Source organism: Mesorhizobium sp. WSM4816, assembly GCF_055811535.1.
The window spans coordinates 155405-180037 of sequence record NZ_JBVVQR010000008.1 but is presented as its reverse complement, the minus strand read 5'-3'; the positions used below and the strand labels follow the sequence as shown (position 1 = coordinate 180037).

Below are 24633 nucleotides of genomic sequence, written 5' to 3'. Positions count from 1 at the left end.
TCATCAACAAGCGTCCCCTTCATCTCATGAATAATCAACACTGTCAAGAAATTCTGGACGGCGACTCACCGATGGCTGCAACCCGTCAAAAATTACCGAGTGTCAATCTCTCGTTATGCGAGGTGTTGCTTTGGGCTGTTCTGCTACCTTTCTGAGAGGCGCTAAACCTCCGGAAGTGCATTTTGTCAATAATTGCTAGACAAAACAATGGATTGACTCGAAAAGGCTAGTTGTTCCACTATCTTCCGCGTAAAAACATTATTGGAGATTTCTATGAACAACTACTTTGAAGAAATCACAGTCGCGGCCCTTTCCGTAGCGGATGAGATACGAAACCTAGGTGAAACAGCGATCCCATCACCTACCGACGCGCGGGCACTCGCGCGAGCCTTTCGTTTGCAGTCTGCCCGGCTTTCGGCAATCGCCATCCAACTTACCGTTGCCAGTAGACACCCGAATGTACCTGTCGTTTTGCCATTCGCCCGCAAGTATCCTGACAAGCACTAAATCCCCATTCCATGCGACCGTTAACGCTGCCAAATCGGCGGGCGATCGGACTTTTCACAATGACAGGGGTGTGGCCCCAGCCTTCTCAACTGCGAATCCTGTTAATATTGCGGTATCGTCCTCGCCTCGCGCGGCGCACTATGCGAGCATCGGATTCTTCACCGGGTGACCTTGGCGTGATGTTCATTCGAGATTACCCCGGCATCAATGCTGTCAAGGTCGGACGGCTTTTTCTTAAGCCGGGAGATGTCTACGAGACAATTACGCAATCCTGCCGCATGGTTTTTCACGAGGCTAGCGATCGGTGGCTTCCGCTAGGCCGCGCTGGCTCAGCAACTTTGGTCCGACATGCGGGTGTGAACTACGTCGTCGCCACGAGACATCAATTAGGCATAGCACGTGGTGCAAGAGTGCCATCGGACATTCTCGACACGATCAGGATAGGGAGCGGCAAGGGGCGGCTTTCAAACGTTCCGCTAAAGGCCTGCATCTTCGAACTTTCGAATGTGGACGAAGAGTTCCACGACATCCTGCTTTTCAAGGCCGCCGACACTTGGGAAACACAGCATTCTGACCAGCCGTTTTTCTATCCCCTTGCGCCATTCTCCCAGGTCAAACGGGTCAAGTCCTTCTTGGTCGGCTACCCGACGATCGAAGGGGTGATGGACGAGTACCTAGAAGATTTCGTCCCGGAACAACCCGGCTCCATTCACATTAAGCGGGCGATCTCTGACTGCAATCTGGACGCGGACTACAAGACCAGAGTCGAATTTTACCGGCGCTACATTAACGTTCGCGAGCGGCCGATTGTTGACGGCTACAGCGGCGGAGCGGTGTTTTCGCTAACTGGCGAACTGGAGAATCTGGAAATCGTGCTGGACGGAATCGTGGTGCGTGCTGGCGCACAACACATCCACGTCGTGGACGCTGACTACCTCTTAAAGGTCATTACGGACCAATCGAGGCAGGGCTGCACTGCAACACGGCCGACGGAAATTCCGATGATGGTCCAGCTACTCGTCGGCCAACTGTGAAGCGTCCCCGAGGGTCGGTATGATTGACGCCAGCGGGCCTTCGACATTGATCCCATAGCGGCCTGCCAGAACCGCCACTTGGTGCCCTACGGTTGCCCGGAACGCCCCCAAGGCCACGAAAAAGGCTGGACGAACATGGCTCCCGCGCCACTGAAAATCGAAGTGGCGGTAGTCCTCGTGTTGCTCATCATGAAAGCGGCGGCTTGCCTCCCGGATGGCCCGAACCGAAACCGAAGCGAAGGCGTCCGCAGACAACGCTTAAAGTGTGTTGGTGCATTCCTCGCCCATCTTGTGAATTGAGTGATCGACTTCCGACTCCGTTTCCATGTCAAAAGGATGGTAGAGCACCCGGCGATCTTCAAGGAATACGAGGAAGCGTTGGACGACGTCCGGGGTCTGACCAAGACACGCCGAAAACCGGTGTACTGTTCCCGGTTACCCTGCGCGCGGTCTCGGCTGTTACCTTGCCGCTCTTGCGAAAGAAATTGCGCATGTTGCCTCCTATGCGGAACGTGCGCCGTGGCAACGCTTGAACTTCTCTCCGCTACCGCAGAAGCAGCGGACGTTGCGCGGCGTGTACTTCATCGCCAGTGCCATGGTGATCTGCGCATTCTCGTGCTGGACAGATTGCAGTTGTCGAGCGATGGCCGGGATAACCCGCACCTCTCCCACGCCGGGGATGCTGTTCAGAATCTCACTATGTCGCCGGGCCGACTCGAAGAACCGTTGGACAAGCGGGTCTTTCGTTAACGCCTGCCTGTGATTGTCGCGGCGCACGCCCTCGTTCTCAAAATCATATGCGGCGGTGCTGTCCGCTAGAAATAGCCGGGTGACGATATGGGGCACCTGCGATGGCGTGAGGTCGGTCCAAGCTCCACCTTGTGGCGACTCATAGACGGCATGGTGCTCCGCCTCGACATATACGCTCGGCCATTCCCAGATCGCCCATCCGAACACGATGCGCCCGCCGCATTGAGCGACTTTGCGCCTTACATTGTTAAAACAGTCGAGAGGAGCCGAGTCATCGTCGGGCGATATGCGCAACAGAACAGGTGCACGTTCGATGCTTATGCGTCGGCAGAACCTTACCGCATGCAGCGACTTCGGGTCGGCCGTCTGTGTCATCATCGTGATCGTTTCTCCCAGATTGCCCTGCGTTCTGCAATTGTTCTATACAGGCACTGCGACTTTTCCACCGATAGCTAGGGTACCAATCGACGTGAGCGGCCATTCCATAAACATCACCATTCCAGACGTTGACGCCATGACTGATGATGAACTGGCCTATTTCGCGCGGATGCATGACGGTCGCTGGCGCAAGCAGACGAAGGAGACCATGAGCCGCCTCGGAACGGACAAGCTGAACCTCAATCGGGCTTGGGCGGGTGTAACACAAGGCTGGAGATGCCCATGCTGCGAAAGGACCAAGCCGCAGATAGCTCGGCGCACATCGTCAGGCGTCCTGCTTTGCGCCCTCGAATTCCACCACGACCACCTCGGCGATAAGGCCGGCAAGCTGTTCGAGGAAATCATCGGGAAGAGCGACGATCGTGAGTTTGTGATTCAAAGATCACACGCTAAGTATGCCATGCTCCAGTTCGTCGAGCGTTTTCAGCGGACGCTTATCTGCATCGACTGCAATCTGGCCGAGGGAAAAGCCAAAGGCCTTGTCGGCAGCATGGACCCGCACTTCACTTTCTCACCGAAAGAGATAGCCGGTTTCATAAGACCCGCCGACAACCGGGTGCACGATATTGACGGCGAGGCCGTCCAAGCGACTTGGAATCGGGTTAAGCCGGACATTATCGAACGCATGGATTTCTGCGAACGCATGGCGCGCCGTTTCGTCAACGGGAAGAACCGGCGCGAGCTGGCGGTTGGCACCCGTGAGAACTTGGCGATGAACGACTCCCTCGTTATCTGGAAACTGGTCGCCGATGCTGTTCCAGAGCTTAAGAGGGGCAACAGTATCGCCACACAGGTGCTGGCCCGATCGACCTCCAGAGACGCCGTGAGGCGGTCCACAAGGCCGAAAACGAAACCCTCAGTTATGGCGTTGTCGGACGCCGACTTTGCTGCCCTTGACGGCTCCAACAGTGATCAAAAGTTCTGGACCAGAAGCGGCGACGATTGGACGTGCGGATGCTGTAGGCGTACCAAGCGAGAAATTTGCAGGCGCTCCAATGCTCGGAAATGGACCGCACGCATTCACAAGCTCCGGGACTGGATATTCGATGATGACAACCCGGATGCCCTCTACTGGAGGCTGGGCGTCGAAAGCGCAGGGCTGATCATCGTGGATCACAAACCAATACTGGTCTGTCAGGACTGTCGGCATGTTGCGACCGAGGTGCAAAAGTTGGATGACAGCGTGGACTACAACGCATTGACGATCGCCGACGTTGCTGAGTCGATCACCACCATCGTACCGAACCAGATGCACGAGGTGGACTATGATTTCGCCCTGCAGCGCGCGCGGGAGAATGGTGATCTCGTGGCAGCGGTGAATGCTTACCACGAGCACGAGCAGGAGGTCCGGTTTCAGATGGATCGCATCAAATCGTTCACGAAACGGTATCGGTGCTCGATAGATGAAGCGCGGGACAATTTTGCATACGACTACGCCAAGGCCATTGACGTGGGACTAGAGGAGGGTCACGCTTTTATGACTTGGATGATCGCTGAGGGGAAGCGGTTCGAACGATTGAGGGCTCAGGAATAAGCGCGCGGTCGTGCTGGCTATTAGGTACTAAATACCCCTAGCTCCAACGTGACTGTTAACGCCCCCAACGGAATCGGCGTCGAGCTCTCGCAGAGTGCGAGGTGCTGGGCTTGCATACACGGTGTCATACATTGACCTGAAGTCGAACGGAAATTGTACAGGAAAATCAAACGAAACGACGTTTTAGTCGCAATCCGACTCTGGGCAACGCACCGCTCCTGTTCGGAACACCGCATGAAGCGAAAGAGCCATTTTGGGGGCCCGTTATGCTTCGTCCAGCAAACGATCGGCGCCTTGACGGACGCAACCAGCTTGTGAGGAATGCAGCCGAATGCAGCGCTGCTCCCACAACTGACGAAGCTCCTTTGTAAGAGTTCACGCTTAGCTTCATCTAACGTGATTGAATTGAGGAGATCCCCCAGCACGGCTTCGCCCTCGATCTGAATGAGCAGAGCGTGCACTTCATTTGAAATGCGCACACCGTCCCAAGTGGAGTGGACTGCGCGGGTATTTATGAAAGGAATGTCGGCCATGGCGATAGATCACATCATTTCAGATGTTTTCCGGCAGATAGATGTCAAACGGCAGAAATGTCTGCCCCGGCGTCTCCGCCGTGCCGGTCTTGATGGCGCGATCCATCAGCAACATCAGCTCCTGGCAAAGTCGGCGCAGTGGCGTGGCGACCGCCATCGTGATGATGTCATCAGCGAGGGCCTCCCGTGACTCCGGCGTGATTTCATTCACGATCGCCACGAGATCCTGACCTTTGCCCTCTTCCCGGAGCGCTGAGATAGCGCCCTCCATGCCACCGCCGGCCATGTAGAAGCCGACGAGTTCAGGTTCCCGCTGCATAAGGTCCAGCAGCGCCTCGTAAGTGATCTGTCGTTTCTCAAGGTTCACGAGCGTATCGAGCACCTCGAATGCTGGCTCGTTCTCACGGAAAAAAGAACGAAAGCCGCTTTCCCGTAGCTCGTGACCCTGGAAACGGTGGCTGCCGACAAACACCGCCACCTTGCCAGGCCGTTTAGCGGCCTTGGAGAACATCCAAGCTGCCGTCCGCCCGACCCTGCGGTTGTTGAGACCGATGTAACCCTCGCGCACGCCAGCGGCGAAGTCAGAAAGGAGCGAGAAGACCGGGATGCCTTTCGCCTTGAGCTCCTCGACTGCTGCCGTGATCTTCGGGTGATCTGGCGCAACCATGGCGATCGCGTGGCATCGGCTACCAAGATCCTTAAGCAGTGCCGTCAGATCCCCAGGCAAATGTGACGGCGCGAATTCGATGAGCGGAATGCCGTGGAAGCAGTGGGCCGAACTGACCGACGCTTCGACCTCGCGCGCGAACTCCTGGTAGAAATGCTGGGCCGGTTTCCTCAAGATGAAGCCCAGCCGGTAGCGGGGCAGGTCCTTTCCCATGCGCTGTTTGATAAGTCCCGCAGCATGATAGCCGATCGCGTGGGCCGCGTGGTGGACGCGACGCGCGGTCTCCTCCCGCACCGGAAGGCGAGCGTTCAGGACCCGATCGACCGTTGCCACGCTCACCCCCGCTTCGCGGGCGAGATCGGCAATTGTAGGGCGCTTTGCCGTCGCTCCGATTTTGATCGGCTGGCGCTCCGTCATCCGGTGCATGCCGACGACGGATTGGGGCGACAAAGTGATTTCGGCATCCACCCCGATCGACGGCCTATACATTGATCAGCGCTCCAGGCGCACCGGGGCGCGTCTCGGTCTGCGGTCCGCTTCCATAGGGCGTCCATATTTCCTGTCCTCACCGCATTTGATGCTTCTGATCTGTGGCACGCGAAGCGCTGTTTAGACCCAGCGAGCCGATTGTTTGGTGGCTGATGAGCCGGCGACTTGGCTGGTCGCGCTGCAGCAATCTTGCTGGCGCGGGCGGTCGGTTTAATCTCTCGGCAAGCTCCCGTAGAAGGCAGCTTTCATGCGCGTTTCGTCCAGCTCGCCTTCCCAGCGGGCGACAACCAGCGAGGCAACCGCATTGCCGATTACGTTCGTCAGCGCTCGGCATTCGGACATGAAGCGGTCCACGCCAAGGATGAGTGCCATCCCAGCAACGGGAACGCTTGGTATTACGGAGAGCGTAGCAGCCAAGGTGATAAAGCCGGCCCCTGTTATACCTGCGGCACCTTTCGAGGAAAGCATCGCGACAAGCAATAGGAAGATCTGATCGGGAATCGACAAGTGCGTGTTCGTCGCCTGGGCGATGAAGAGGGCGGCGAGCGTCATGTAGATATTGGTGCCGTCCAGATTGAAGGAATATCCAGTCGGGATGACGAGACCCACGACGGAACGCTTCGCGCCGGCGTTCTCCATCTTCGCGATGAGCGAAGGCAGCGCGGCCTCCGAGGAGGACGTTGCTAGGACCAGCAGCAGCTCTTCCTTGATGTAGCGCACGAGAGAAAAGATCGAGAAGCCGTTGTATCGGCAGACCGCGCCTAGAATCCCGAATACGAAGAGGAAGGCGGTGAAATAGAACGTCGCGACCAGCATGGCGAGGTTGGCCACCGAGCCGATGCCATATTTGCCGATGGTGAAGGCCATGGCGCCGAAGGCGCCGACGGGCGCGGCCCTCATCAGAATGCCGACCAGCTTGAACACCGGCGCGAGGAGCGCCTGAAGCAAAGAAAGCACAGGCTTGCCCGTGTCGCCGACCATCGCCAGAGCGATGCCGAACAGCACCGAGAAGAACAGGACCTGCATGATGTCACCTTCGGCGAAGGCACTAACGATCGTCGAGGGAATGATGTTCATCAGGAAGCCGGTCACCGACTGCTCGTGGACCTTGGCGGCATAGCCCTTCACGGCCTGGGCATCGAGCGACGCCGGATCGATGTTCAGGCCGGCACCCGGCTGAACGACATTTGCGACAATGAGACCGACAATCAATGCGAGGCTCGAGAAGGTGAGGAAATAGATCATTGCCTTGCTGGCGACCCGGCCGACCTTCTTCAGGTCATTCATGCCGGCAATGCCGGTCGTCACGGTTAGGAAGATCACCGGCGCGATAATCATCTTGACGAGCTTGATGAAGGCATCGCCGAGCGGCTTCAGGCTCTCGCCGACGTCCGGGTAGAAATAGCCAACTGCGACACCGAGGGCGATGGCGGTAAGCACCTGAATGTAGAGCTGGGCGTAGAAGGCCTTGCGGGGCGCAGGACCTGCGCTTCGGATTGGTGGAGCCAACAGCTTTTCTCTCCCTGACCGGATCGGGGCGGGCCTCCTCCCTCCCGCGCTTCTCCCATCGCGGCGCTCCGGTCACGCGCTGCTGGCATGTCGAACAGCAAGGGGCGTGCCAAGTGGAGACCCGCGCCCAAATACGCGTATTCCTCCGCTCGGTGAGGCAGACTCAGTAGGGTGGGCTGTGCGGGTTTCCGCACTGTTGCCGTCATCTCTGGCGAAATCTCGCACTAACGCCCAGCTTTGCACCCATTTGCTTTTGACTGACAGCGACCAGTCGGCAACTCTGGAATCCGCTGTGCCCGCTCGCTTCTTTGTCGCATTTGCGACCGGCCGGTCACGGGAGTGGAGGATTCCCTACACGACCGAGCTGCGCTCCCGCTGCAGCCGTGGCGTCTCGACCATAAGGCCGGATCAATCACCGGACCTGGCGCGCATCAGTGCGACTCAGAAGATGCTTCATGGCGCGAACACTTAAGCCGCTCGACGACACTTCGGGCCGTAGTGTCCGCCGCAGCCTTACTAATGGCGACAGCATACCGGAGGCGTCGACCTCGGTACGCTCACCGCGCCGGGCATGCCTGAACACGCCGCGGTTACTCTGCCGTTCGACGTCCATCTGTCGGCAAAATCTCAGTTGATGGAATTCTATCATGTCCTCCTGCTTTTCTTTCAGAAATGCGAGGAAAGCTCGGTTGACTAGCCATCCTCATTCCCGCTCTGTAGGGCAACGTGTGGTTGCGCTCCGGAAGCCTGAACCGCGCCTCAGTTCAGTAAGGATAGCTAAGCCATGCATCAAGCCTTGCCTCCGGCGTCTTTCGGGCTTGCCCCTCGTCAGGGCCTGACCGACGCCCAAAACCGTGACCCACACTTGATCTTATGCAAGGCAGTATGTCGCCTGCGGAACTCTGGCGTCCTCCCGCCGACACATCACGACTACCCGCATCAACGTCTCAACCGTTCCGGTAAGCGGCTCCCACCCGCGAGCAAGTGCGCCAATCATGCTGCGGCTCGCGGTGCGAAGACATTCTTGTTGGTGCCGGCCATCGGTGGCTCGGGCCCTGATGCCATCTGATGATGCGTCTACGCGGGGGGACATCGCAGATCCAGATGGCGCGGCGTTGCTGTCGCGGCCCAAGATCGAGGATGACATGTCAGATCAGGACAATGGTCGCCAATCTGAAGACAGTGCTGAGCAGACTTCGTCAAGCTGCACATCATTGCACGACACCAAAAGGGATGACTCGGAACCCGCCATTCTGCCGTCGCGCGCGAGCGCGCTTGCCGGCATCTACGAAATTTCGAAAGCGCTCACCGCCCCCTCCGGGCTCGAGGCCAGGCTGGCCAAGGTTGTAGACCTGCTGCGATCGTTTCTGCAGATGAGGCACGGCATCATCTCTCTTTTCGACGGTGATGGCGAACTGGAGATCATCGCAGGCGCCGGCCGGACCGAGAGCTGCAGTGAGCGCTGCCGGACGTACCTGCCACGGAATGCAATCGACCAGGTTTTGGCGACGGACAAGCCCCTGGCCACCGAGAACATCGCGGTTCATCCGGCTTTCACCGCCGCCGACATGGACGTGCTCGGGGCTTCCGACGACATACCAGTGTCCTTCATCGGCGTTCCCATTCGCGTCGATGCAAATGTCGTGGGCACGCTGACCATCGACCACGTACTGCGCCATGGCTCAAGAGTTTGGCTCGATTACAGCCTCTGTCTGCTCCCGCTAATCGCCAACCTAGTAGGGCAGGCAGTGAAGTCGCATCGCTCTTTCGAGGGCGACCGCGAGCAACCGATGGTAAAGCAGGACTCCCTGCCAAAGCAGAAGCGCCTGGCCCCGCAGCGTAACACTCACGTGGAGGGGATGATTGGCGACAGTTTGGCGTTGCGCGGTCTGCTTGAGAAGGTCGCGCTCGTAGCCAAGGCCAAGATTGCAGTTCTGTTGCGAGGCGAATCCGGTACCGGGAAGGAGCTGGTCGCCAAGGCTATCCACGAGTTGTCCCCGCGCGCCAAGCGGCCCTTCATCAAACTCAATTGCGCGGCGCTACCCGAGACTGTGCTGGAATCCGAATTGTTCGGCCATGAGAAGGGTGCATTCACAAGTGCGTTCAACTCGCGCAAGGGGCGCTTTGAGCTCGCCGACAAGGGGACATTGTTCCTAGACGAGATCGGCGAGATTTCGGCCTCGTTCCAGGCAAAGCTCTTACGCGTGCTGCAGGAGCAGGAGTTTGAGCGCGTCGGGGGCAACCAGACCATTAAAGTCGACGTCCGCATCATTGCCGCTACGAACAAGAACCTGGAAGAGGCCGTTGCCAGAAACGAGTTCCGTGCCGACCTCTACTACCGCATCAGTGTTGTTCCCTTGCTGGTCCCGGCGCTACGCGAAAGGCGCAGCGATATTCCGCTCCTTGCAGCTGAGTTTCTCAGGAATTTCAACGATGAGAACGGCCTTATGTTGACGTTCGATCCGAGCGCAATCGAAGTACTGGTAAACTGTGACTTTCCCGGCAACATTCGCGAACTTGAAAACTGCGTATATCGGACAGCGGTTCTGGCGGCGGGGCCATCAATCGGGAAAGACGACTTTGCATGCTGCCAAGACAAATGCTTCGCCGAGGCGCTGCATAATTGCAGACTTGGCAAAGTCGCGCTGCAACCCTCGCCGATCGGGCCGCTGCCACTGAGTCCGGCCTTACCACCGGCTGCTGCCGGTAGATCTGCCGCCGTCGCACCCCCGTCGGACACCGTAGGGCAGCCGTCGCTGGACCCAGCGGGGGTAGTCCACTCTGCGAGAATGGCCGATGCCGAACGTGTCATCCAGGCAATGGAGAGATGTGGCTGGGTCCAGGCAAAGGCGGCGCGCCTGCTCGGACTGACGCCGCGCCAGATCGGCTACGTGTTGAGGAAATACGGCATCGAGATCAAGCGTCTTTGAACAGATCACCGAGCCGAGTAGCTGGCACAACGAAGTATTTGTGCCTCGGCGCCTTGAGACGAGTGATGCGGGCTCCTCCAATTCCGATCCGATCGCACAGGCCGCGCTGCCCCCGCGGTGGTCGCCCCCCACGAGCGGTCTGATGGCAGCGCTATCATCGGTGGTCCAGCCTATGTCTCGATCACCAGCTCGTGCCGAACGCACTGAGACAGAAACGGAGAAAATTGATGTCTGATGCAAAACTGCAAACTGTGCTTTCTTCCCTTTCGCAAGTAGCGGGACAGTTAGATGTTCTGCTGTCCGACAAACCGGCGCCGGATCCTTGTTGCGTCAAGCTAAACACGAACGAGAACCCGTTTCCGTTGCCGAAAGCCATAATGCAAAGTGCGATGGCGGCTCTCAAACGGCAATATCTATATCCAGAAGACGACAACGTCAGCTTGAGGCAAGCAGCGTCGGAAGCCTACGGCGTCTCGAAGGATCAGGTGATCGCCGGAAACGGATCGTCTGAACTGCTCGGGCTTATCTACAGAGCTTTCCTGGTTCCAGGTGACAGAATGGCGATGATGTCGCCGGGGTTTTCGTTCAACCGCAAACTTGCCCGTTTGCAGGGTGCTCAATTTCTCGAAATCGGTTGGTGCGCAGATCATTCCTTGCCCGTCGAAGACTTGCTTTTGGGACCGGCAAAAGATGCCAAGTTCATTCTGCTGGCCAACCCAAACAATCCGACCGGAACGTTTGTTCCAGTGGCCGATGTTGAACGCCTGGTATCGCAATCAGACCGTCTGATTGTCTTGGATGAGGCCTATGTCGATTTTGCACCGGACAATGGTCTGCATCTCCTCGATCGCTATCCAAACCTCCTGATCTTGAGAACATTCTCGAAAAGCTATGCCACCGCCGGCATTCGCGTCGGTTTTGGACTTGGCCACCCCGAAGTCATTGGCAGGCTGCGGGATCTCCAGAACGTCTTCAACATGAATGTGATCGGTCAGGCGGTTGGCATCAGTGTGCTTGGGCACCGCGCCGCCTATGCCGAGAACCACAAGCACATCAAGCATGAAAGACAGCGGGTGACGGTGGCACTGTCGAAAATCGGGTTTTCCGTAATACCTTCTCACGCAAATTTCCTGCTAGCGCGTGTGCCACCGGGGCAGGAAGGCTCATGGTGGCAAGCAGCCTTGGAAAGGCAAAAGATACTCGTCGCCTTCTTTCCGGATGCAGGGCTGGAAAATTACATCCGCATCAGCATCGGTACGAAAACCGAGATGGATGAATTCCTTGAGGCCGCCAGAGAGATAGCTGGAAGGGCGGAGAAAACGATCCCGCTGTGCCGGCCGTCAGCGGCTGCTGCTTCTGCCTTAACCAGTCGATAGTTCCCCGGCCATTAAGCGCACCGATAATTTGAATTTGCTTGCATCATTGCGAGCCACGAACTGTTGCAAAGAGTTGGAGAAATCGCGTGAAGAATGCCTTCCCACAGGGCCTGACCTTCGGCATATTCGACCACCTGGACGAGGACGGCTGCGAGATTGCCCGGCAATACGCCGATCGCCTGAGTTTGGCAGAGGCCTGCGATCACCTTGGTTTCTACGCATATCATCTGGCAGAGCACCACTGCACTCCGCACGGGAGGGGCCCATCGCCGAATCTGTTCTTATCTAGCGTCGTCCAGCGCACCCGGCACCTTCGCGTCGGCCCGATGGTAATGCTCCTTGCCCTTTATCATCCGCTGCGTGCGTTCGAGGAGATCTGCATGCTGGACCAGTTGAGTGGTGGCAGGGTCGAACTGGGTATAGGGCGCGGCTCTCTCCCAGTCGAACTGGGTTACTTCGGGATTGCTGCGGAGGCGGCGCCAGGTCACTATGCGGAAGCCAGCGAAATCCTTATCAAGGCGATGAAGGGCGACACGCTGTCCTATCGCGGCCGCCATTTTGAGCTGAATGAGGTCCCTTTGACGCTGAGATCTTATCAGCGCCCCCATCCACCGACATGGATCGCCACCAATAGACCCGAGTCGGCCAGCTGGGCCGCTTCAAGTGGCGCCAATATCGCGTGCCTTGGACCTGCCTCTTCTGTTCGCAGAATTACAGATGCATTCCGAGCCTGCCGGGAGCGCAGTGCCGACGCGGACGAGCGAGGGCCATTTCTTGGAATGCTCCGCATGGTCGTGATCGCGCGATCGGAAACAGATGCATATGCGCTCGCGGCACCCGCTTACGAACGATGGCTCAAGAGCTTCAGGTTCCTCTACGACCTCAATGCGCTCCAGACGCCCCCAAATCTGCCGCTGAGCTTGGATGCAGCAATCGAAAGCGAATTGTGCGTGGTGGGAACGGCATCTTCCGCGCGACAAGCTCTTCTTGATCAGCTCGAAGAGGCCGGTGCTAATTATCTACTTTGCCAACTTGCATTTGGGAATCTGTCCTTAGACGCTTCGCTATACACCGCAAGGACGATCCAATCTGAAATCATGGCTCGAGTTACCTGACGTGGAATGCGCGCTCCGCCTTCGGAGTTGAATTTCTCCGGCGCATCATCACTTTCCCGATCCCGCGCATGATGCCGATATAGTGCTTGCTGTGTGGGTGGAGGGGTGCGCACGCTGGTGGAGGCCCTAGATACTTGGAGCGACCGGCCTGCCGATTAAGAAATCGCCCCGATTTCGTTTCGCGAGACAGGGCGAACTTGTGCGTACCAGGGCAAAACCCCGGTCTTCTGAGGCATAGAGAGGATTGCTATAGCTCATTATTTAAGGCACTATGAGTTATAGAAAGGTACGCTATAACTCATGGTATGGAATTGGGAGCAGGCTGACTGGCCGCATTTTACCTACGATAAGGAAGAATTGGAACCGCGGGAAAGCGAATTCCTGCTCCGATCGGGTGAGTTCCTGGGTGTCTTTCGGCACGTCGGTTCTGACGATCGCGACCAGATACGTATCGATCTTATCAGTGAAGAGGCCTTGAAGACATCCGCGATTGAAGGGGAATACCTCAACCGCGAGAGTCTGCAATCATCCCTGCGCCAGCAACTTGGGCTGGGCAGCGAGAACAGGCGCATTCCGCCTGCCGAGCGCGGCATCGCGGAAATGATGGCCGACGTGTATTTACATTTTGGCCATGCCCTCTCGCATCGCACTCTCTACGCTTGGCACAAGATGGTGATGTCGGGGGAACGGCGTATTGAGACCATTGGCAATTACCGCCAGCATGCCGACGTCATGCAGATCGTTTCCAATCGGCTGGACAAGCCCAAAATGCATTTCGAGGCACCTCCCTCACCGCGGGTCAAAGCCGAAATGGATGCTTTCACCGCTTGGTTCAACGATACCGCGCCTAAAGGTAAGACGCCGCTCCCGGCGTTGACGCGAGCCGGTATCGCGCATCTTTATTTCGAGAGCATCCACCCATTTGAGGATGGCAACGGCCGCGTAGGCCGTGCCCTCTGCGAAAAGGCGCTTGCTCAAAGCCTGGGTGAACCAAGTCTCATCGCTTTGGCATACACGATCGAACGCCACCGCAAGGCCTACTACGACAACCTGCAGGCCAGCAATAAGAGCAACGCGGTAACAAATTGGCTGCTCTACTTTGCCAACACGATCCTTGAAGCGCAACGCGTAACGCTGGTCCGCGTCGAATTCTCCGTAGCTAAAGCCAAGTTTTACGAACGCTACCGAAACCAAGTCAACGAGCGGCAGGAAAAGGTCATCACCCGAATGTTCCGCGAAGGCATCGACGGGTTCAAAGGAGGGCTCAGCGCCGAGAATTACATCGCCATCACTCAAGCATCGCGCGCGACGGCGACAAGAGATCTGCAAGACCTCGTTTCCAAGGGCGCGATGACAAGAACTGGCGAACGGCGACACACGCGTTACGCCCTGAACATTCTGGATGACCGCAGGTAAACCGCAGCACAGAATTATTGCCACCTTACTCGCGCAGCGACACGTGCGAAGTTTTAAGCAAAGGTCTATGAATTCAGGATCGCGCTGGGCAAAGCCTGGGCACCAAGTCCGACTTAAACGGGTCCGTCTGCATTTCGCTGAGAATTTCAGGGCAACGGTTGCGGTCCCAGCGTGTTTTTATCTTCAAGTGTCGGCAATGTTCATGGCATTTCGGGCGACCGAAGCGATACGGCCAACGCATCGGCGGTGCCGCTCCGCCTTTCTCAAAATCACCTTCGGTCTGGCCCATCTGATTTGTTACATGGGCAAAGCAAATCACGTCCTTGTGACGCGCCGATGCAAAGGAATAGAGGGCCGCTGCTACCGTTTCCGGACAATTGCCGGAGTGCAAGCCGCACTTCAGCTCGTGGCTTAGCCGTGGTCAAAATCATCACCTCGCCGTGCAGTCGCGCCTCATGACCTGGATGGTGGCGGAAAGGCCGGCTCACGAATGATTAAATCGTTCGAGATCGGGTCCAGTCAGTGCCGGGCGTGTTCGCATTGGCTGTGATCGGCCAGCACCTCAATCACCCGGCATTCGCCGACCTTCCCGTGCCGGCAGCCTTCGACCATGAGTTCCAGTTCGGCCTTCAATGCCGTGAGGCTGCGTATCCGCTGAACGACGTCGGCCAGCCGCGCCTGGGCTATGGTGTCGGCCGTGGCGCAGGGTTGGCTGGGATTATCCTGCAACGTCAGCAGGGTGCGGATGGCTTCGATGTCGAACCCCAACTCGCGTGAATGGCGAATAAACGCCAGCCGGCGCAAATCGCTGGTTTCATAGTGCCGTCGATTGCCCTCGCTGCGGTTCGGCGCGGGCAGCAGGCCGATCTGCTCATAGTAGCGGATGGTCGGCACTTTCACGCCGCTCTGTCGTGCCGCTTCGCCAATCGGGACACTGCGCATGATTTTTCGCTTGCTCCTCTAGTCGCTAGAGAATGTAGCGTGCCGCTGGAATGGTTCGAGGAGTGAGACGATGCCTGCAACCGCCGCACAAACTCGTTATCGCGTTGAAGGCATGGATTGTGCCGGCTGCGCGACGAAAATCGATAGCGCGGTGCGGCGCATGGATGGAGTCCGGGATGTGAACGTCTCGGTCACTGCCGGCACCATGACCATCAGGCACACTGCCGAAAGCGACCTCGCCGCGATCGAAAAGAAGGTGACGGGCCTCGGCTATTCTGTGGCTCAGCTCACGAGCGAAACAAGACGGAATGCCAAGCCGGCCGGGCACGGCACCAAAGGCGGCCATGATCACGCTGGCCACGACCATGCTGGCCGCGACCATGCCGGCACAGCCAATGACGACCACGACGACGTGGAGGGCTTGCATGGCCACGACCACACGCCGGCCACGGGGCCGTGGTGGAACAGCGCCAAAGGCCGGCTGAGCATCGCCAGCGGCGCCGCATTGGCCGCAGCTTTTGCGATTCACTATGTCTGGCCGGCCACCGGCGTCTGGCTTTTCATTGCCGCCATGCTGATCGGACTGGTGCCGATTGCACGGCGAGCTGTGATGGCCGCGCTCGCCGGCATTCCCTTCACCATCGAAATGCTGATGACCATCGCGGCGATCGGCGCCGTCATCATCGGTGCCGGCGAGGAAGCCGCCACCGTGGTCTTCCTGTTCCTCGTCGGAGAGTTGCTGGAAGGCGTGGCCGCCGGCAAGGCGCGCTCCAGCATCCAGGCGCTGACCACGCTGGTGCCCAAGACGGCATTCCTGGAGGAGAATGGCGCCACGCGCGAAGTTCCGGCCGAAGCCCTTGGGGTTGGCGCCGTCATTCTGGTGCGGCCGGGCGATCGCATTCCAGCCGACGGCAAGATCATCGAGGGCGAAAGCGCCATCGATGAATCGCCGGTGTCGGGGGAAAGCGTGCCGGTGCGCAAGGGCGTCGACGCGGACGTATTCGCCGGCACCATCAATGGCGACGGCGTGTTGCGCATCACCGTCACGGCTGCGGCGTCCGACAACACCATCGCCCGCATCGTCAAGCTGGTCGAGGAGGCCCAGGAAAGTAAGGCGCCGACGGAACGCTTCATCGACCATTTCTCACGCTGGTATACGCCCGCCGTCGTCGCCGTGGGGGCTCTGGTGGCCGTCGTCCCGCCGCTGGCCTTCGGCGGCGACTGGAACGAATGGATCTACAAAGGCCTGGCGCTGCTGCTCATCGGCTGCCCCTGCGCCCTCGTCATATCGGTGCCGGCGGCAATCGCCGCCTCGCTCTCGGCCGGTGCCAGGCGTGGTCTTTTAATGAAAGGCGGCGGGGTGCTGGAAGGCTTGGGCAAGATCACCGCTTGGCTTTGGACAAGACCGGGACGCTGACTCAAGGCAAGCTCGTGGTGACGGATGTCGTGGCCATCGAGATCAGCGAAAAAGAGGTGCTATGCTGGCCGCTGCACTCGAAACCGGATCGAGCCATCCGCTGGCCCTGGCTATCCTGCGAAAGGCCAAGGCCGATCGCGTGCCGATGCCGCCAGCGGCGGGGGCCAACGCGCTCGGCGGCAAGGGCGTCGTAGGTCGCATTGGCGGTAAGAACGTGTTCCTGGGCTCGCCGATCGCTGGAGGCGAGAAGGTCGCGCTGCCCTGGCCGAGCAGGCGGCCCGCATCGCCGAACTCAACGACCAGGGCAAGTCGGTGTCGGTGCTGCTAATCAACGATGTGCTGGCCGGTTTCATCGCCATGCGCGACGAGCCTCGGCCGGACGCGCAGGCCGGCCTCAAGGCGCTGACCGATGTTGGCATCAGGACTGTCATGCTGACTGGCGACAACCAGCGCACGGCGGCAGCAATCGGCAAGCACCTCGATATCGAGGTGCGCTCGGACCTGCTGCCCGAAGACAAGCAGCGCATTGTCGGCGAGTTGAAAGGGCAGGGGCTGACGGTCGCTAAGGTCGGCGACGGCATCAACGATGCGCCGGCGCTCGCCGCGGCCGACATCGGCATTGCCATGGGCGGCGGCATCGATGTCGCCCTGGAGACGGCAGATGCGGCGGTGCTGCATGGCCGCGTCGGCGATGTCGCGGCGATGATAAAACTGTCTCAGGCGACCATGGCCAACATCAAGCAGAACATCACCATGGCGTTGGGGCGCAAGGCGGTGTTCCTTGTGACGACCTTAGTCGGCATCACCGGCCTGTGGCCCGCCATTCTCGCCGACACAGGCGCGACGGTGCTGGTGACAGCCAACGCCATGCGGCTGTTGCGCTGGAAAGGTGGCGTGTAGATTGCCGCCTTCTATGTCGTTTGGGATGGCCGATGAGCAACAACCATTCGCATCGAAGCGGCGCTTATTATTCGCCCGCGCCGTTTATCGGGGCATTTCTGGCGATTGCCCTTTTGGGTGAGCAGCTGCGCCCGGCTGGTGCTAGCCGGCGTGCTGATGGGGTAGGTCTCTTGCTGCATCTCACAGCGATCGCGGCGTGCAATATGCCTGTGCCGAGTACGCCGCACGACTTGCGGCACACGACATCCAGCCGAGCATGAGCCGGGTGGGCAATCCCTAGGACAATGCCAAGGCGGAGCGCTTCATGCGAACGCTGAAGGAGGAGGAAGCCGACGGCAGAGCCCATCGCGACATCGACGATGCAAGGAACAGGATCGGCGAATTCATCGACGCCGTGTACAACAAGCAGCGCCTGCATTCGGTGATCGATTATCAATCGCCGGATGAATATGAATCCGGCCTAACGCGATTGCGGCGGGAAGCCCCTGCGGCAATCTCAGAAACGGAGAACTGTTACTGATCTCTGTCCCACCCGAGGGGTGCACTTCACCATGTCATAGGTACAAAACGTCACCTATGTCTCGGGTCGCTCATCAGAAGTTGCATGACACTAAGCCCCGCCAAGCATGTTTATGTAACTTTCGTGTAACCGGCAGCGGTCACATCTTGCATCCGTCGCACCGGAACAAAACTATGGGAAGCCAGCCTTGCGACGTCCGCGCATTGATGCGACTAGAGGTTTGATGTCAAAGAGATTGTAGAATGGCAGTTTCCAGGGGGCGCGAAGGCGCGGACTTTAAACCATCAACCGTGCGGACGATCGCTGAACGTGCGAACTTCCGCTGTGCCGTGCCAGGTTGCCCAACTCCGACTTCTGGCCCCGGCGCCACTCCGCAACAAGTCGCCCTGACTGGGACGGCGTGCCATATCTACAGCGCCGGAGTTGCTGGCCCCCGGGGTCGCGGCGGTCTATCAGTTGAACAGCTTTCCGACGCTGAGAATGGAGTTTGGGCGTGTGCGACACACGGTCGCCTGATCGATACCAATGGCGGCGCCGTATATCCGGCTGATCTCCTTAAAGGCTGGAAGCAACTGCAGGAGGCTCAGTTGCGACGGGAGCGGGACGGCCTTCCCACCGCTATCGGATGGCTGGGTGAAATCGTTGTCCAAAAGAGCTTCCTATTCGAGAAGGATGCTAAACTCGAGTTCGGGCAGTTTACGCTGCTCCAAGGAGCATCCTACGGAAAGACGGCGATTTGTGATTGGATCTCTGCCGTCTTGGGCGAAGAACTCCCGCACCGTTGGGCAATCCCTGCCTCTCCAATTCTTACATCGGTTGTCGCCTTCATACCCGAGAAAAGGCGGCTCGACGGGGCATTCGATTACGGCGTGACGAAGTTGGTTATTGACGGCGTTCCTGTCGTCGAAGTCCCGAAAATATTTTCAGTAGTTTATCTTCGAGAAACTGCCGGTGCGTCGCTCCGTAATCACGGCGGTGAAGATGACGAGAGAATTGCTGCCAACTTCGGACTCTCCCGCGCGGTTTTGAGAAGCCTTGTCCAGGATATTCAGCGGAATGGCACCACGTGGGGACGCGATTTGGCCTTCTACGACGAACCGAAATATCTTGGTGAAGACGAAGAAGGTGAGGAGATGTTTTCCGAAAGCGAAACTGAGGTAACTCTCCGGCTGGGCGGGCCAAGTGGAGTGGTGTTAGGGGCCTTATCCGGAAGCGCGAAGGTCCGCGTCCTGCTTGAGTTTGCATGCGCGTTGGCGAGGGAAAGAGCCAGGCGCGGTCCGACCGTACTGATCTTAGACGGGAGCGAATGGCCATTCGACCATCGGAACATGGATGCGTGCGGTGCCTTTCTCTCAAACCAGCCCTGCCAGGTATTGTTGACAGTTCGCGACAACTGGGAGCCAAAGACTTTAGCAGCGTGGCACGGATGGAGCCGATATAGGGTCTTCAAGGGAAGTGGCGGCTCTCGCGTCGAGTGTTTGCCTTGGTCGGAGGTACCATAGGCGCCGGTTTTGGTGAAGGCGACCAGCCTCCGGACTTTAAGAGACCGCATTCATAAACCGCAGGCTCATGCCGCCCGCGGAACGCCAATTCGCGCCGCCCAAAGCCTCACGAATGTTCTCCGTTGAAGAATCCGGGGTGTTGTCGTGGGCGAGGAGGATTGAGGGATCGACAGTGCTCGCGAATCTCGGCCTTATGCGACTGCCTGCCTTCTAGGCAGCTGTTGGGTTTAGACTGTTGGTTCATTGTCGAATGCAAACAACAATCTGGAACAGCCAGAGGGATTGGGGGAAAAGTGCCGATGGCCAGGGGCATATTAGTTAAGTTTCCGACGCCGGAAGCGCAACTGAAACGCGCGGTGCGCCAGCATCTCAAGCGCCTTGGATTCAAAAAGGGTAAGAACGGCTTGCTATTGCCGCCGGGGCAAGACAAGGAGGCGGTGCGGCAGCTTCATGGGGAGCAACGTCGCGACAAGCTTGAGGCGAACACCGTCTTCCTTGCCCGATGTGCGGAGGAACTCCTGCCGCATTTTGCGGACGGCGACGAGATTGAACCCGCCAACATCAGGTTGGCGCTTCGGCGAGTGCGCAGCGATACCAAGGATGCCGACCTGTTCCGGCTGGCCACGCTAACCTGGTCCGTACCCGTATCGGCTGGGTTTGGCCGCCGCCTGCGCTACCTAGTATGGGACGAGGGTCACGACCGTCTGGCCGGGATCATCGCTTTGGGCGACCCTGTTTTCAACCTGTCGGTACGCGACAAGTTGGTCGGCTGGAGCTCGGCTGACCGTTCGCTGCGGCTGGTGCACCTGATGGATGCTTATGTGCTGGGTGCGGTGCCGCCGTACTCGTTCCTGCTCGGCGGCAAAGCTGTGGCTGCGCTGGTGCGGTCACAGGAAGTGGTGCGGGACTTCAAGGACACCTACGGTAAGTCCATTGGCATCATTTCGGGAGCCGCCAAGCAGGCTAGCCTGCTGATGGTGACAACCAGCTCATCGATGGGGCGTTCGTCGGTCTATAATCGATTGGCTCTTGGTGGCACACGCTACTTCCAGCCGGTGGGTTATACCATCGGCTGGGGGCACTTCCACATTACAGACGCCCTGTTCGAGAAACTGCGAGCCTATCTCCGGCAGCTCAACCACGGCTATGCCGACCACCATGAGTACGGCGAGGGCCCAAACTGGCGGCTGCGCACCATTAAGGCGGCTCTGACGCGGCTGGGCTTCAAAGAGTCATTGCTAAAACACGGCATCCAGCGGCAAGTGTTTCTGTGCAGCCTGGCAGCCAACACGGTCGACATCCTCCGTGGGAGCGGGGCCGATCCTGACTATAGCAACCTATTGAGCGTCGACGAGGTATCGGCGCTGGCAGTAAGCCGCTGGATGGCCCCGCGCGGCATCCGCGAGCCGGCTTATCGCAATTGGCGAAAAGACCGCGTGCCGCAGTTGGTGAGCGGCGCCGTTGCCGGTAGCCTTGCCGAGTTGAAGGAACAGTCTGCGCAATCTGCCAGACGAACGGGCTGAGGGGATGTATTTCGCCATCGACGTTGCGAGCGGACAGCGGGTAGAGGCCTCGCTGGCGCAGCGGCACCGCCGTTACTCCTGTCCTGTCTGCAGTGCGCGTGTTAGCCCCCGGCAAGGCACCTATCGCGATGCGCACTTTGCCCACCTCTCGGGTGCCGCGCGACCGGAGTGCCACCTTTATCATGCGTCCGAGGGATGGCAGGGGCCAAGGGCGGAGACGGCCGTGCAGACGCGGCCAGAGCCAGCCACTCCTCAGTTGCCTCTTACCCTTATTCTGTATGTGCAGCCGCCCGTCGGCAGGGTATCGGCCCGTTGGGGCCTTGAGGTGCAGATTCCCCGCGCGCCCACCCCGAGGGGCAGGTTGACCTTCGATGGCGGTGGCGACGGGTTCCGGGTCGAGATAGCCTGTGCCCGGCTGCACGATGGAGCGCGAGCCTACGCGGTTAACCCTGACTCCCCGACGTTCCGCGTGGCCTGGGTCAGCGGGGACGTGGACAATGCCTTTGGCGTCGCCTTGCAGGAGCGGATACCCGGTTTGGATACCGTGCGGAGCACGGTCTTTTCGGCCGGCAGAGGCAGCCGACAGGCGTTGGCAACCGGCCTGGACTGGGGCGCTACCTATTATTTCGTGCAGCGTGCCGAGCTCGCCGCGAGTGTGCCGCCGCAACTCGCAGTCTCCCGTCTGGCTGACCTGAAGCAATGGAGCTGCCTGCTGGTCACGCTCCCGCAGGTGGCCGACGAAGGGCTGGCCGAGTGGATCAGGCGGGCTACCGGTTTGGCGGTGCAACAGGCCAAGCGCCGGTGGGGCGTGGTGGCACCGCCCATGCACCTCATCGACACATCGGCGCGCCTTGTCCTGGACACCAGGGGCGAACTCACCTTGGCGATCCATGCAGGCGATGGCCACGGTGAAGCAATCCTGCTGCGCGCACGCAGCGGTGATGACAATGCCTCCGTGCCCCTCGCACGGGGACAATGGCAATTCATACGGGTTAGCGGCTTTCCGGCGACCGAGCCGCCTGTACTGGAGGCCGAGGGGCGGCTATTGCCAGAGGTGCTGGTCAGACCTGTTGTGCGAGCTGCAAGGGGGGCTCTTCTGACCTTCGGTTCACGCTCGGTTTCGGCGAGCACGGCCGAGGCACGGCCACTACTAGAGCAGGTGCGGGCCGGCTCGATCGACCTTTCTGGCCTCGATGTTCCGCGCGGACTTGTTCCGCGCCTTCGGTCACGGCTGGCGGGAACTGTCGATTGGGCCGAACTCGCCTTCGCGACCACCGCCGCGGAACCCCATTCGCTAACCGAGACAGTGACGACGGAAGCCCTCGCTGAACTACAAGACGCGCTGCGTGACACTAAACGCGACGTGGTATTGGACTTGGGTCCGTTCGGCGGATGGTGGTTCGATATGTGGTTGGCCACGGCCGGGCCGAACCGGCACCTGCCGCCAGCCACCCGTGCGCACGCCCGTTGGGTTCTCGCCGCCGCTGGACAGGCGGGGGTCGCTTCAAGGTCGCAGTCCGACGAGGCGCTTTCGACCGCAGTGCGCGCCCTGATTGCGCCGCGTTGGCTTGAGGCTCACCGCAATCTTGCCGTGACCCGGATTCGCGTAAACAGGCACGCAACATGACCCAGCCGTCGCCTACGCCCCAGGCTGTCAAGCGGCTACGCGCGCTTGGTGACCGCGAACTGCTGGCCTTCTTCAACGAAGTGACCAGCAAGACCAACCGGGAACTATTGAGCGTGCTGCCTAGTGTTGACGGCTTTCGCAAGGATAGTGCCGCCAGCCTCCCGAAGCGCAAGCAGGCGCTGCTCTATCACTTTCTCAAGAAGGGCGGCGCTCCAAAGGCCAACAAGGAGCACGCTGACCTGGCCTATTATTTTCTGTGGCGGGCGTGGGCGGAACAGCACCTGAAGGATGTCGAGGGTCTCGCCGCGTTGCTCGACGCGATCGAGAATGCAACTGCAAAAGACCATCCACAGGTGGTCACGGACCAGCCACAAGCGGAGATTGAAGCACTCTTCCGCAGCCTGCATGAACAGTCCTTTCTCAACAATTGTGCTGCAGAGACGATTACGCGGCTACTCCAATTTAGCCCCTTCGAAACCACCGATGCGCTTGAAGGGTTGGTAAGCAGCGCCAAACCGCTGATGGCGGTGGAGAGAGACCGGGCGCTGTCCGTCCTGCCGCACCGTCTGCAGGGCCACGAGGAACTCTTGAACAGCCTGCAGGGCGACGTTGAGAGATTGACAGGCGAGGTGGCGCGATTGGCGGAGACCGTGGCCGGTCTCATGGCCCGGCCGGCTCCGGTCGTCGGAGAGGGTGTCCCTTCGCGCGCACTAGAAACGGTGCTTGCCCAACTGGCGGCTGTGCGGAAGGAATTGGAAACCCATGGCGAGGCGGTGGCGAGAGTCAGCGCCGCGGCAGACGGGCGTCTGCAGGCCGTTGAACGTAACGTGGCCGACCTCGAGGCGCTCTGGAGCGACACCGAGGATCGGGCAGGCAAGCACACCACGGAGCTTGAACAACAGCTTGCCGAGATCACCGAGAGGCTTGGGCAACTGGCGCAGAACGCCAGCCCGGCTCCGGTGCAGACCGACGCACCAACCGTGGCGTCCACCCCGTCGCTGCGGGTTGTGCCACTGGAGCAATGGCCGGACCCGATCAAGGCCCTCGCGACGGGTACAGAGGCTGCGGCCCTGCTGACATCGAATTACGCTGCGCTTGGCCTCAAGTCTCCGGGCGCCGCGGTCTTTGCGGAGGAAGTGCTCGCCGCTGCCGTGGCCGGCAGGGTGCTGTTTCTCAAGGGATCATTCTCGACAGAGCTGGCCCGTGCGACGGCAATGGCCCTCGCCGGGAAGAATGTGGTGCGGACGCGGGTGCCGGTCGGTTTTGTGGATGCAACGACGTTCGACACCGATGTGGTGGGGGCACTTGGCAAACAGGATAGCACGATCGCGGCACTGGTGCTGGAGCGAGTCAACAATGCACCCTTCGAACTGCTGGCCGATGCGATCGCAGACCTGATCAGCGACGCAGGCGTCTTGGTGGTGGCAACACTGGCGGACGGACTTTCGACATTTCCGGAGCAGCCGCTCTATCTCCAACTGGGACCGGTGTTCGACGCGGATGTGCTGGACTGGAGCATTTTCCCCAAGGCAAACGCCACCGTCACCGCAGGGGAGCTGGCGTCGCTCGATCCCAAGGCCTTGTCGATGCAACTCTCCAGAGGCAAAGCCCAAACGGAAGAACTGCTGAGGCTTTTGCGGCGGGATCGTTCGTTGCGCAACCCGCGCATCGAGCGGACTGCAACAGCCTTCATGTCCATGCTTGAGGCTTTCCGTACTTCAAACGCGCCTACCTCGCTCCAATCCACCTCCTATGGCTGGCTGTGGCCGTTATGGCGCATGACTGGGTTGGCGCCGGAGGACATCGAGGAGGAACTCGATGGCGGGCGGATCGATAGCGAGGACCATGTAGACACGCGGCTCCAACGCCTGCTCGACGTTGCCGGTATCAGGAGGGAGTAGCAC

15 protein-coding genes and 3 pseudogenes are annotated in these 24633 nt (G+C 59.4%); 14 read left to right on the top strand and 4 right to left on the bottom strand.

Features of this window, described 5'->3' with window-relative positions; all coding sequences use genetic code 11:
* Window positions 1-273 precede the first annotated feature (273 nt).
* Both AC0L3H_RS12535 and AC0L3H_RS12530 read left to right on the top strand, forming a co-directional pair.
* Window positions 274-507, top strand: coding sequence for a hypothetical protein (locus tag AC0L3H_RS12535; RefSeq protein WP_473585649.1), 234 nt, complete (start codon window positions 274-276; stop codon window positions 505-507).
* Between the two features lie 176 nt (window positions 508-683).
* Window positions 684-1541: a hypothetical protein gene (locus tag AC0L3H_RS12530; RefSeq protein ID WP_473585648.1), complete on the top strand. Its 858-nt coding sequence runs from the start codon at window positions 684-686 to the stop codon at window positions 1539-1541.
* Between the two features lie 501 nt (window positions 1542-2042).
* Here AC0L3H_RS12530 and AC0L3H_RS12525 read toward each other — a convergent pair.
* Window positions 2043-2669 (bottom strand): YecA family protein, encoded by a 627-nt coding sequence (locus tag AC0L3H_RS12525; protein ID WP_473585647.1) that lies wholly within the window; start codon window positions 2667-2669, stop codon window positions 2043-2045.
* A gap of 91 nt (window positions 2670-2760) precedes the next feature.
* Between AC0L3H_RS12525 and AC0L3H_RS12520 the strand changes: the two genes are divergently transcribed.
* Window positions 2761-4263: a hypothetical protein gene (locus tag AC0L3H_RS12520; protein ID WP_473585646.1), complete on the top strand. Its 1503-nt coding sequence runs from the start codon at window positions 2761-2763 to the stop codon at window positions 4261-4263.
* 552 nt (window positions 4264-4815) lie between these two features.
* On the opposite strand, the gene AC0L3H_RS12515 is transcribed toward AC0L3H_RS12520, so the two are convergent.
* Both AC0L3H_RS12515 and AC0L3H_RS12510 read right to left on the bottom strand, forming a co-directional pair.
* Window positions 4816-5880: a LacI family DNA-binding transcriptional regulator gene (locus AC0L3H_RS12515; RefSeq protein WP_473585670.1), complete on the bottom strand. Its 1065-nt coding sequence runs from the start codon at window positions 5878-5880 to the stop codon at window positions 4816-4818.
* 282 nt (window positions 5881-6162) lie between these two features.
* Window positions 6163-7464: a dicarboxylate/amino acid:cation symporter gene (locus AC0L3H_RS12510; RefSeq protein WP_473585669.1), complete on the bottom strand. Its 1302-nt coding sequence runs from the start codon at window positions 7462-7464 to the stop codon at window positions 6163-6165.
* Between the two features lie 1142 nt (window positions 7465-8606).
* Here AC0L3H_RS12510 and nifA point away from each other — a divergent pair.
* The 4 genes from nifA (at window position 8607) to AC0L3H_RS12490 (ending at window position 14298) form a co-directional block, all read left to right on the top strand.
* Window positions 8607-10391 carry a nif-specific transcriptional activator NifA gene (nifA, locus tag AC0L3H_RS12505; RefSeq protein WP_473585668.1) on the top strand — a complete coding sequence of 595 codons (1785 nt, stop codon included), beginning with the start codon at window positions 8607-8609 and terminating at the stop codon, window positions 10389-10391.
* 227 nt (window positions 10392-10618) lie between these two features.
* Complete coding sequence (gene hisC / locus AC0L3H_RS12500; protein WP_473585645.1) at window positions 10619-11767, top strand: histidinol-phosphate transaminase; 1149 nt, start codon at window positions 10619-10621, stop codon at window positions 11765-11767.
* Between the two features lie 86 nt (window positions 11768-11853).
* Window positions 11854-12882, top strand: coding sequence for an LLM class flavin-dependent oxidoreductase (locus AC0L3H_RS12495; RefSeq protein WP_473585644.1), 1029 nt, complete (start codon window positions 11854-11856; stop codon window positions 12880-12882).
* Window positions 12883-13182: 300 nt separating this feature from the next.
* Window positions 13183-14298: a Fic family protein gene (locus tag AC0L3H_RS12490; protein WP_473585643.1), complete on the top strand. Its 1116-nt coding sequence runs from the start codon at window positions 13183-13185 to the stop codon at window positions 14296-14298.
* A gap of 519 nt (window positions 14299-14817) precedes the next feature.
* On the opposite strand, the gene AC0L3H_RS12485 is transcribed toward AC0L3H_RS12490, so the two are convergent.
* Window positions 14818-15240: a MerR family transcriptional regulator gene (locus AC0L3H_RS12485; protein ID WP_473480639.1), complete on the bottom strand. Its 423-nt coding sequence runs from the start codon at window positions 15238-15240 to the stop codon at window positions 14818-14820.
* A gap of 70 nt (window positions 15241-15310) precedes the next feature.
* On the opposite strand from AC0L3H_RS12485, the pseudogene AC0L3H_RS12480 reads away from it, so the two are divergent.
* The 7 genes and pseudogenes from AC0L3H_RS12480 to AC0L3H_RS12450 all read left to right on the top strand — a co-directional run bounded on the left by AC0L3H_RS12480 (window position 15311) and on the right by AC0L3H_RS12450 (window position 24630).
* Window positions 15311-17557: pseudogene (locus AC0L3H_RS12480) on the top strand (heavy metal translocating P-type ATPase).
* 292 nt (window positions 17558-17849) lie between these two features.
* Window positions 17850-18077: pseudogene (locus AC0L3H_RS12475) on the top strand (integrase core domain-containing protein); the annotation flags it as partial.
* 242 nt (window positions 18078-18319) lie between these two features.
* The gene (locus AC0L3H_RS12470) at window positions 18320-19579 is read left to right on the top strand and encodes a hypothetical protein (protein ID WP_473585642.1); all 1260 of its coding nucleotides are present in this window, start codon (window positions 18320-18322) and stop codon (window positions 19577-19579) included.
* Between the two features lie 299 nt (window positions 19580-19878).
* The gene (locus AC0L3H_RS12465; RefSeq protein WP_473585641.1) at window positions 19879-21102 is read left to right on the top strand and encodes a Druantia anti-phage system protein DruA; all 1224 of its coding nucleotides are present in this window, start codon (window positions 19879-19881) and stop codon (window positions 21100-21102) included.
* A 4-nt stretch (window positions 21103-21106) separates the two neighbouring features.
* Window positions 21107-21244, top strand: a pseudogene (locus AC0L3H_RS12460) (competence protein CoiA family protein); the annotation flags it as partial.
* Between the two features lie 219 nt (window positions 21245-21463).
* Window positions 21464-22729 (top strand): hypothetical protein, encoded by a 1266-nt coding sequence (locus tag AC0L3H_RS12455; protein WP_473585678.1) that lies wholly within the window; start codon window positions 21464-21466, stop codon window positions 22727-22729.
* Window positions 22726-24630, top strand: a complete 1905-nt coding sequence (locus tag AC0L3H_RS12450; RefSeq protein ID WP_473585640.1) for a hypothetical protein — start codon at window positions 22726-22728, stop codon at window positions 24628-24630. Before AC0L3H_RS12455 ends, AC0L3H_RS12450 begins: the two co-directional genes overlap by 4 nt.
* The last annotated feature ends 3 nt before the right edge of the window (window positions 24631-24633 follow it).

Excerpts from the sequence above, each read along its gene's own strand:
- AC0L3H_RS12535 (WP_473585649.1), top strand. The coding sequence starts at position 274 with ATGAACAACTACTTTGAAGAAATCACAGTCGCGGCCCTTTCCGTAGCG.
- AC0L3H_RS12525 (WP_473585647.1), bottom strand. The coding sequence starts at position 2,669 with ATGATGACACAGACGGCCGACCCGAAGTCGCTGCATGCGGTAAGGTTC.
- AC0L3H_RS12515 (WP_473585670.1), bottom strand. The coding sequence starts at position 5,880 with ATGACGGAGCGCCAGCCGATCAAAATCGGAGCGACGGCAAAGCGCCCT.
- nifA (WP_473585668.1), top strand. The coding sequence starts at position 8,607 with ATGTCAGATCAGGACAATGGTCGCCAATCTGAAGACAGTGCTGAGCAG.
- hisC (WP_473585645.1), top strand. The coding sequence starts at position 10,619 with ATGTCTGATGCAAAACTGCAAACTGTGCTTTCTTCCCTTTCGCAAGTA.
- AC0L3H_RS12490 (WP_473585643.1), top strand. The coding sequence starts at position 13,183 with ATGGTATGGAATTGGGAGCAGGCTGACTGGCCGCATTTTACCTACGAT.
- AC0L3H_RS12485 (WP_473480639.1), bottom strand. The coding sequence starts at position 15,240 with ATGCGCAGTGTCCCGATTGGCGAAGCGGCACGACAGAGCGGCGTGAAA.
- AC0L3H_RS12470 (WP_473585642.1), top strand. The coding sequence starts at position 18,320 with ATGGCAGTTTCCAGGGGGCGCGAAGGCGCGGACTTTAAACCATCAACC.
- AC0L3H_RS12465 (WP_473585641.1), top strand. The coding sequence starts at position 19,879 with ATGGCCAGGGGCATATTAGTTAAGTTTCCGACGCCGGAAGCGCAACTG.
- AC0L3H_RS12450 (WP_473585640.1), top strand. The coding sequence starts at position 22,726 with ATGACCCAGCCGTCGCCTACGCCCCAGGCTGTCAAGCGGCTACGCGCG.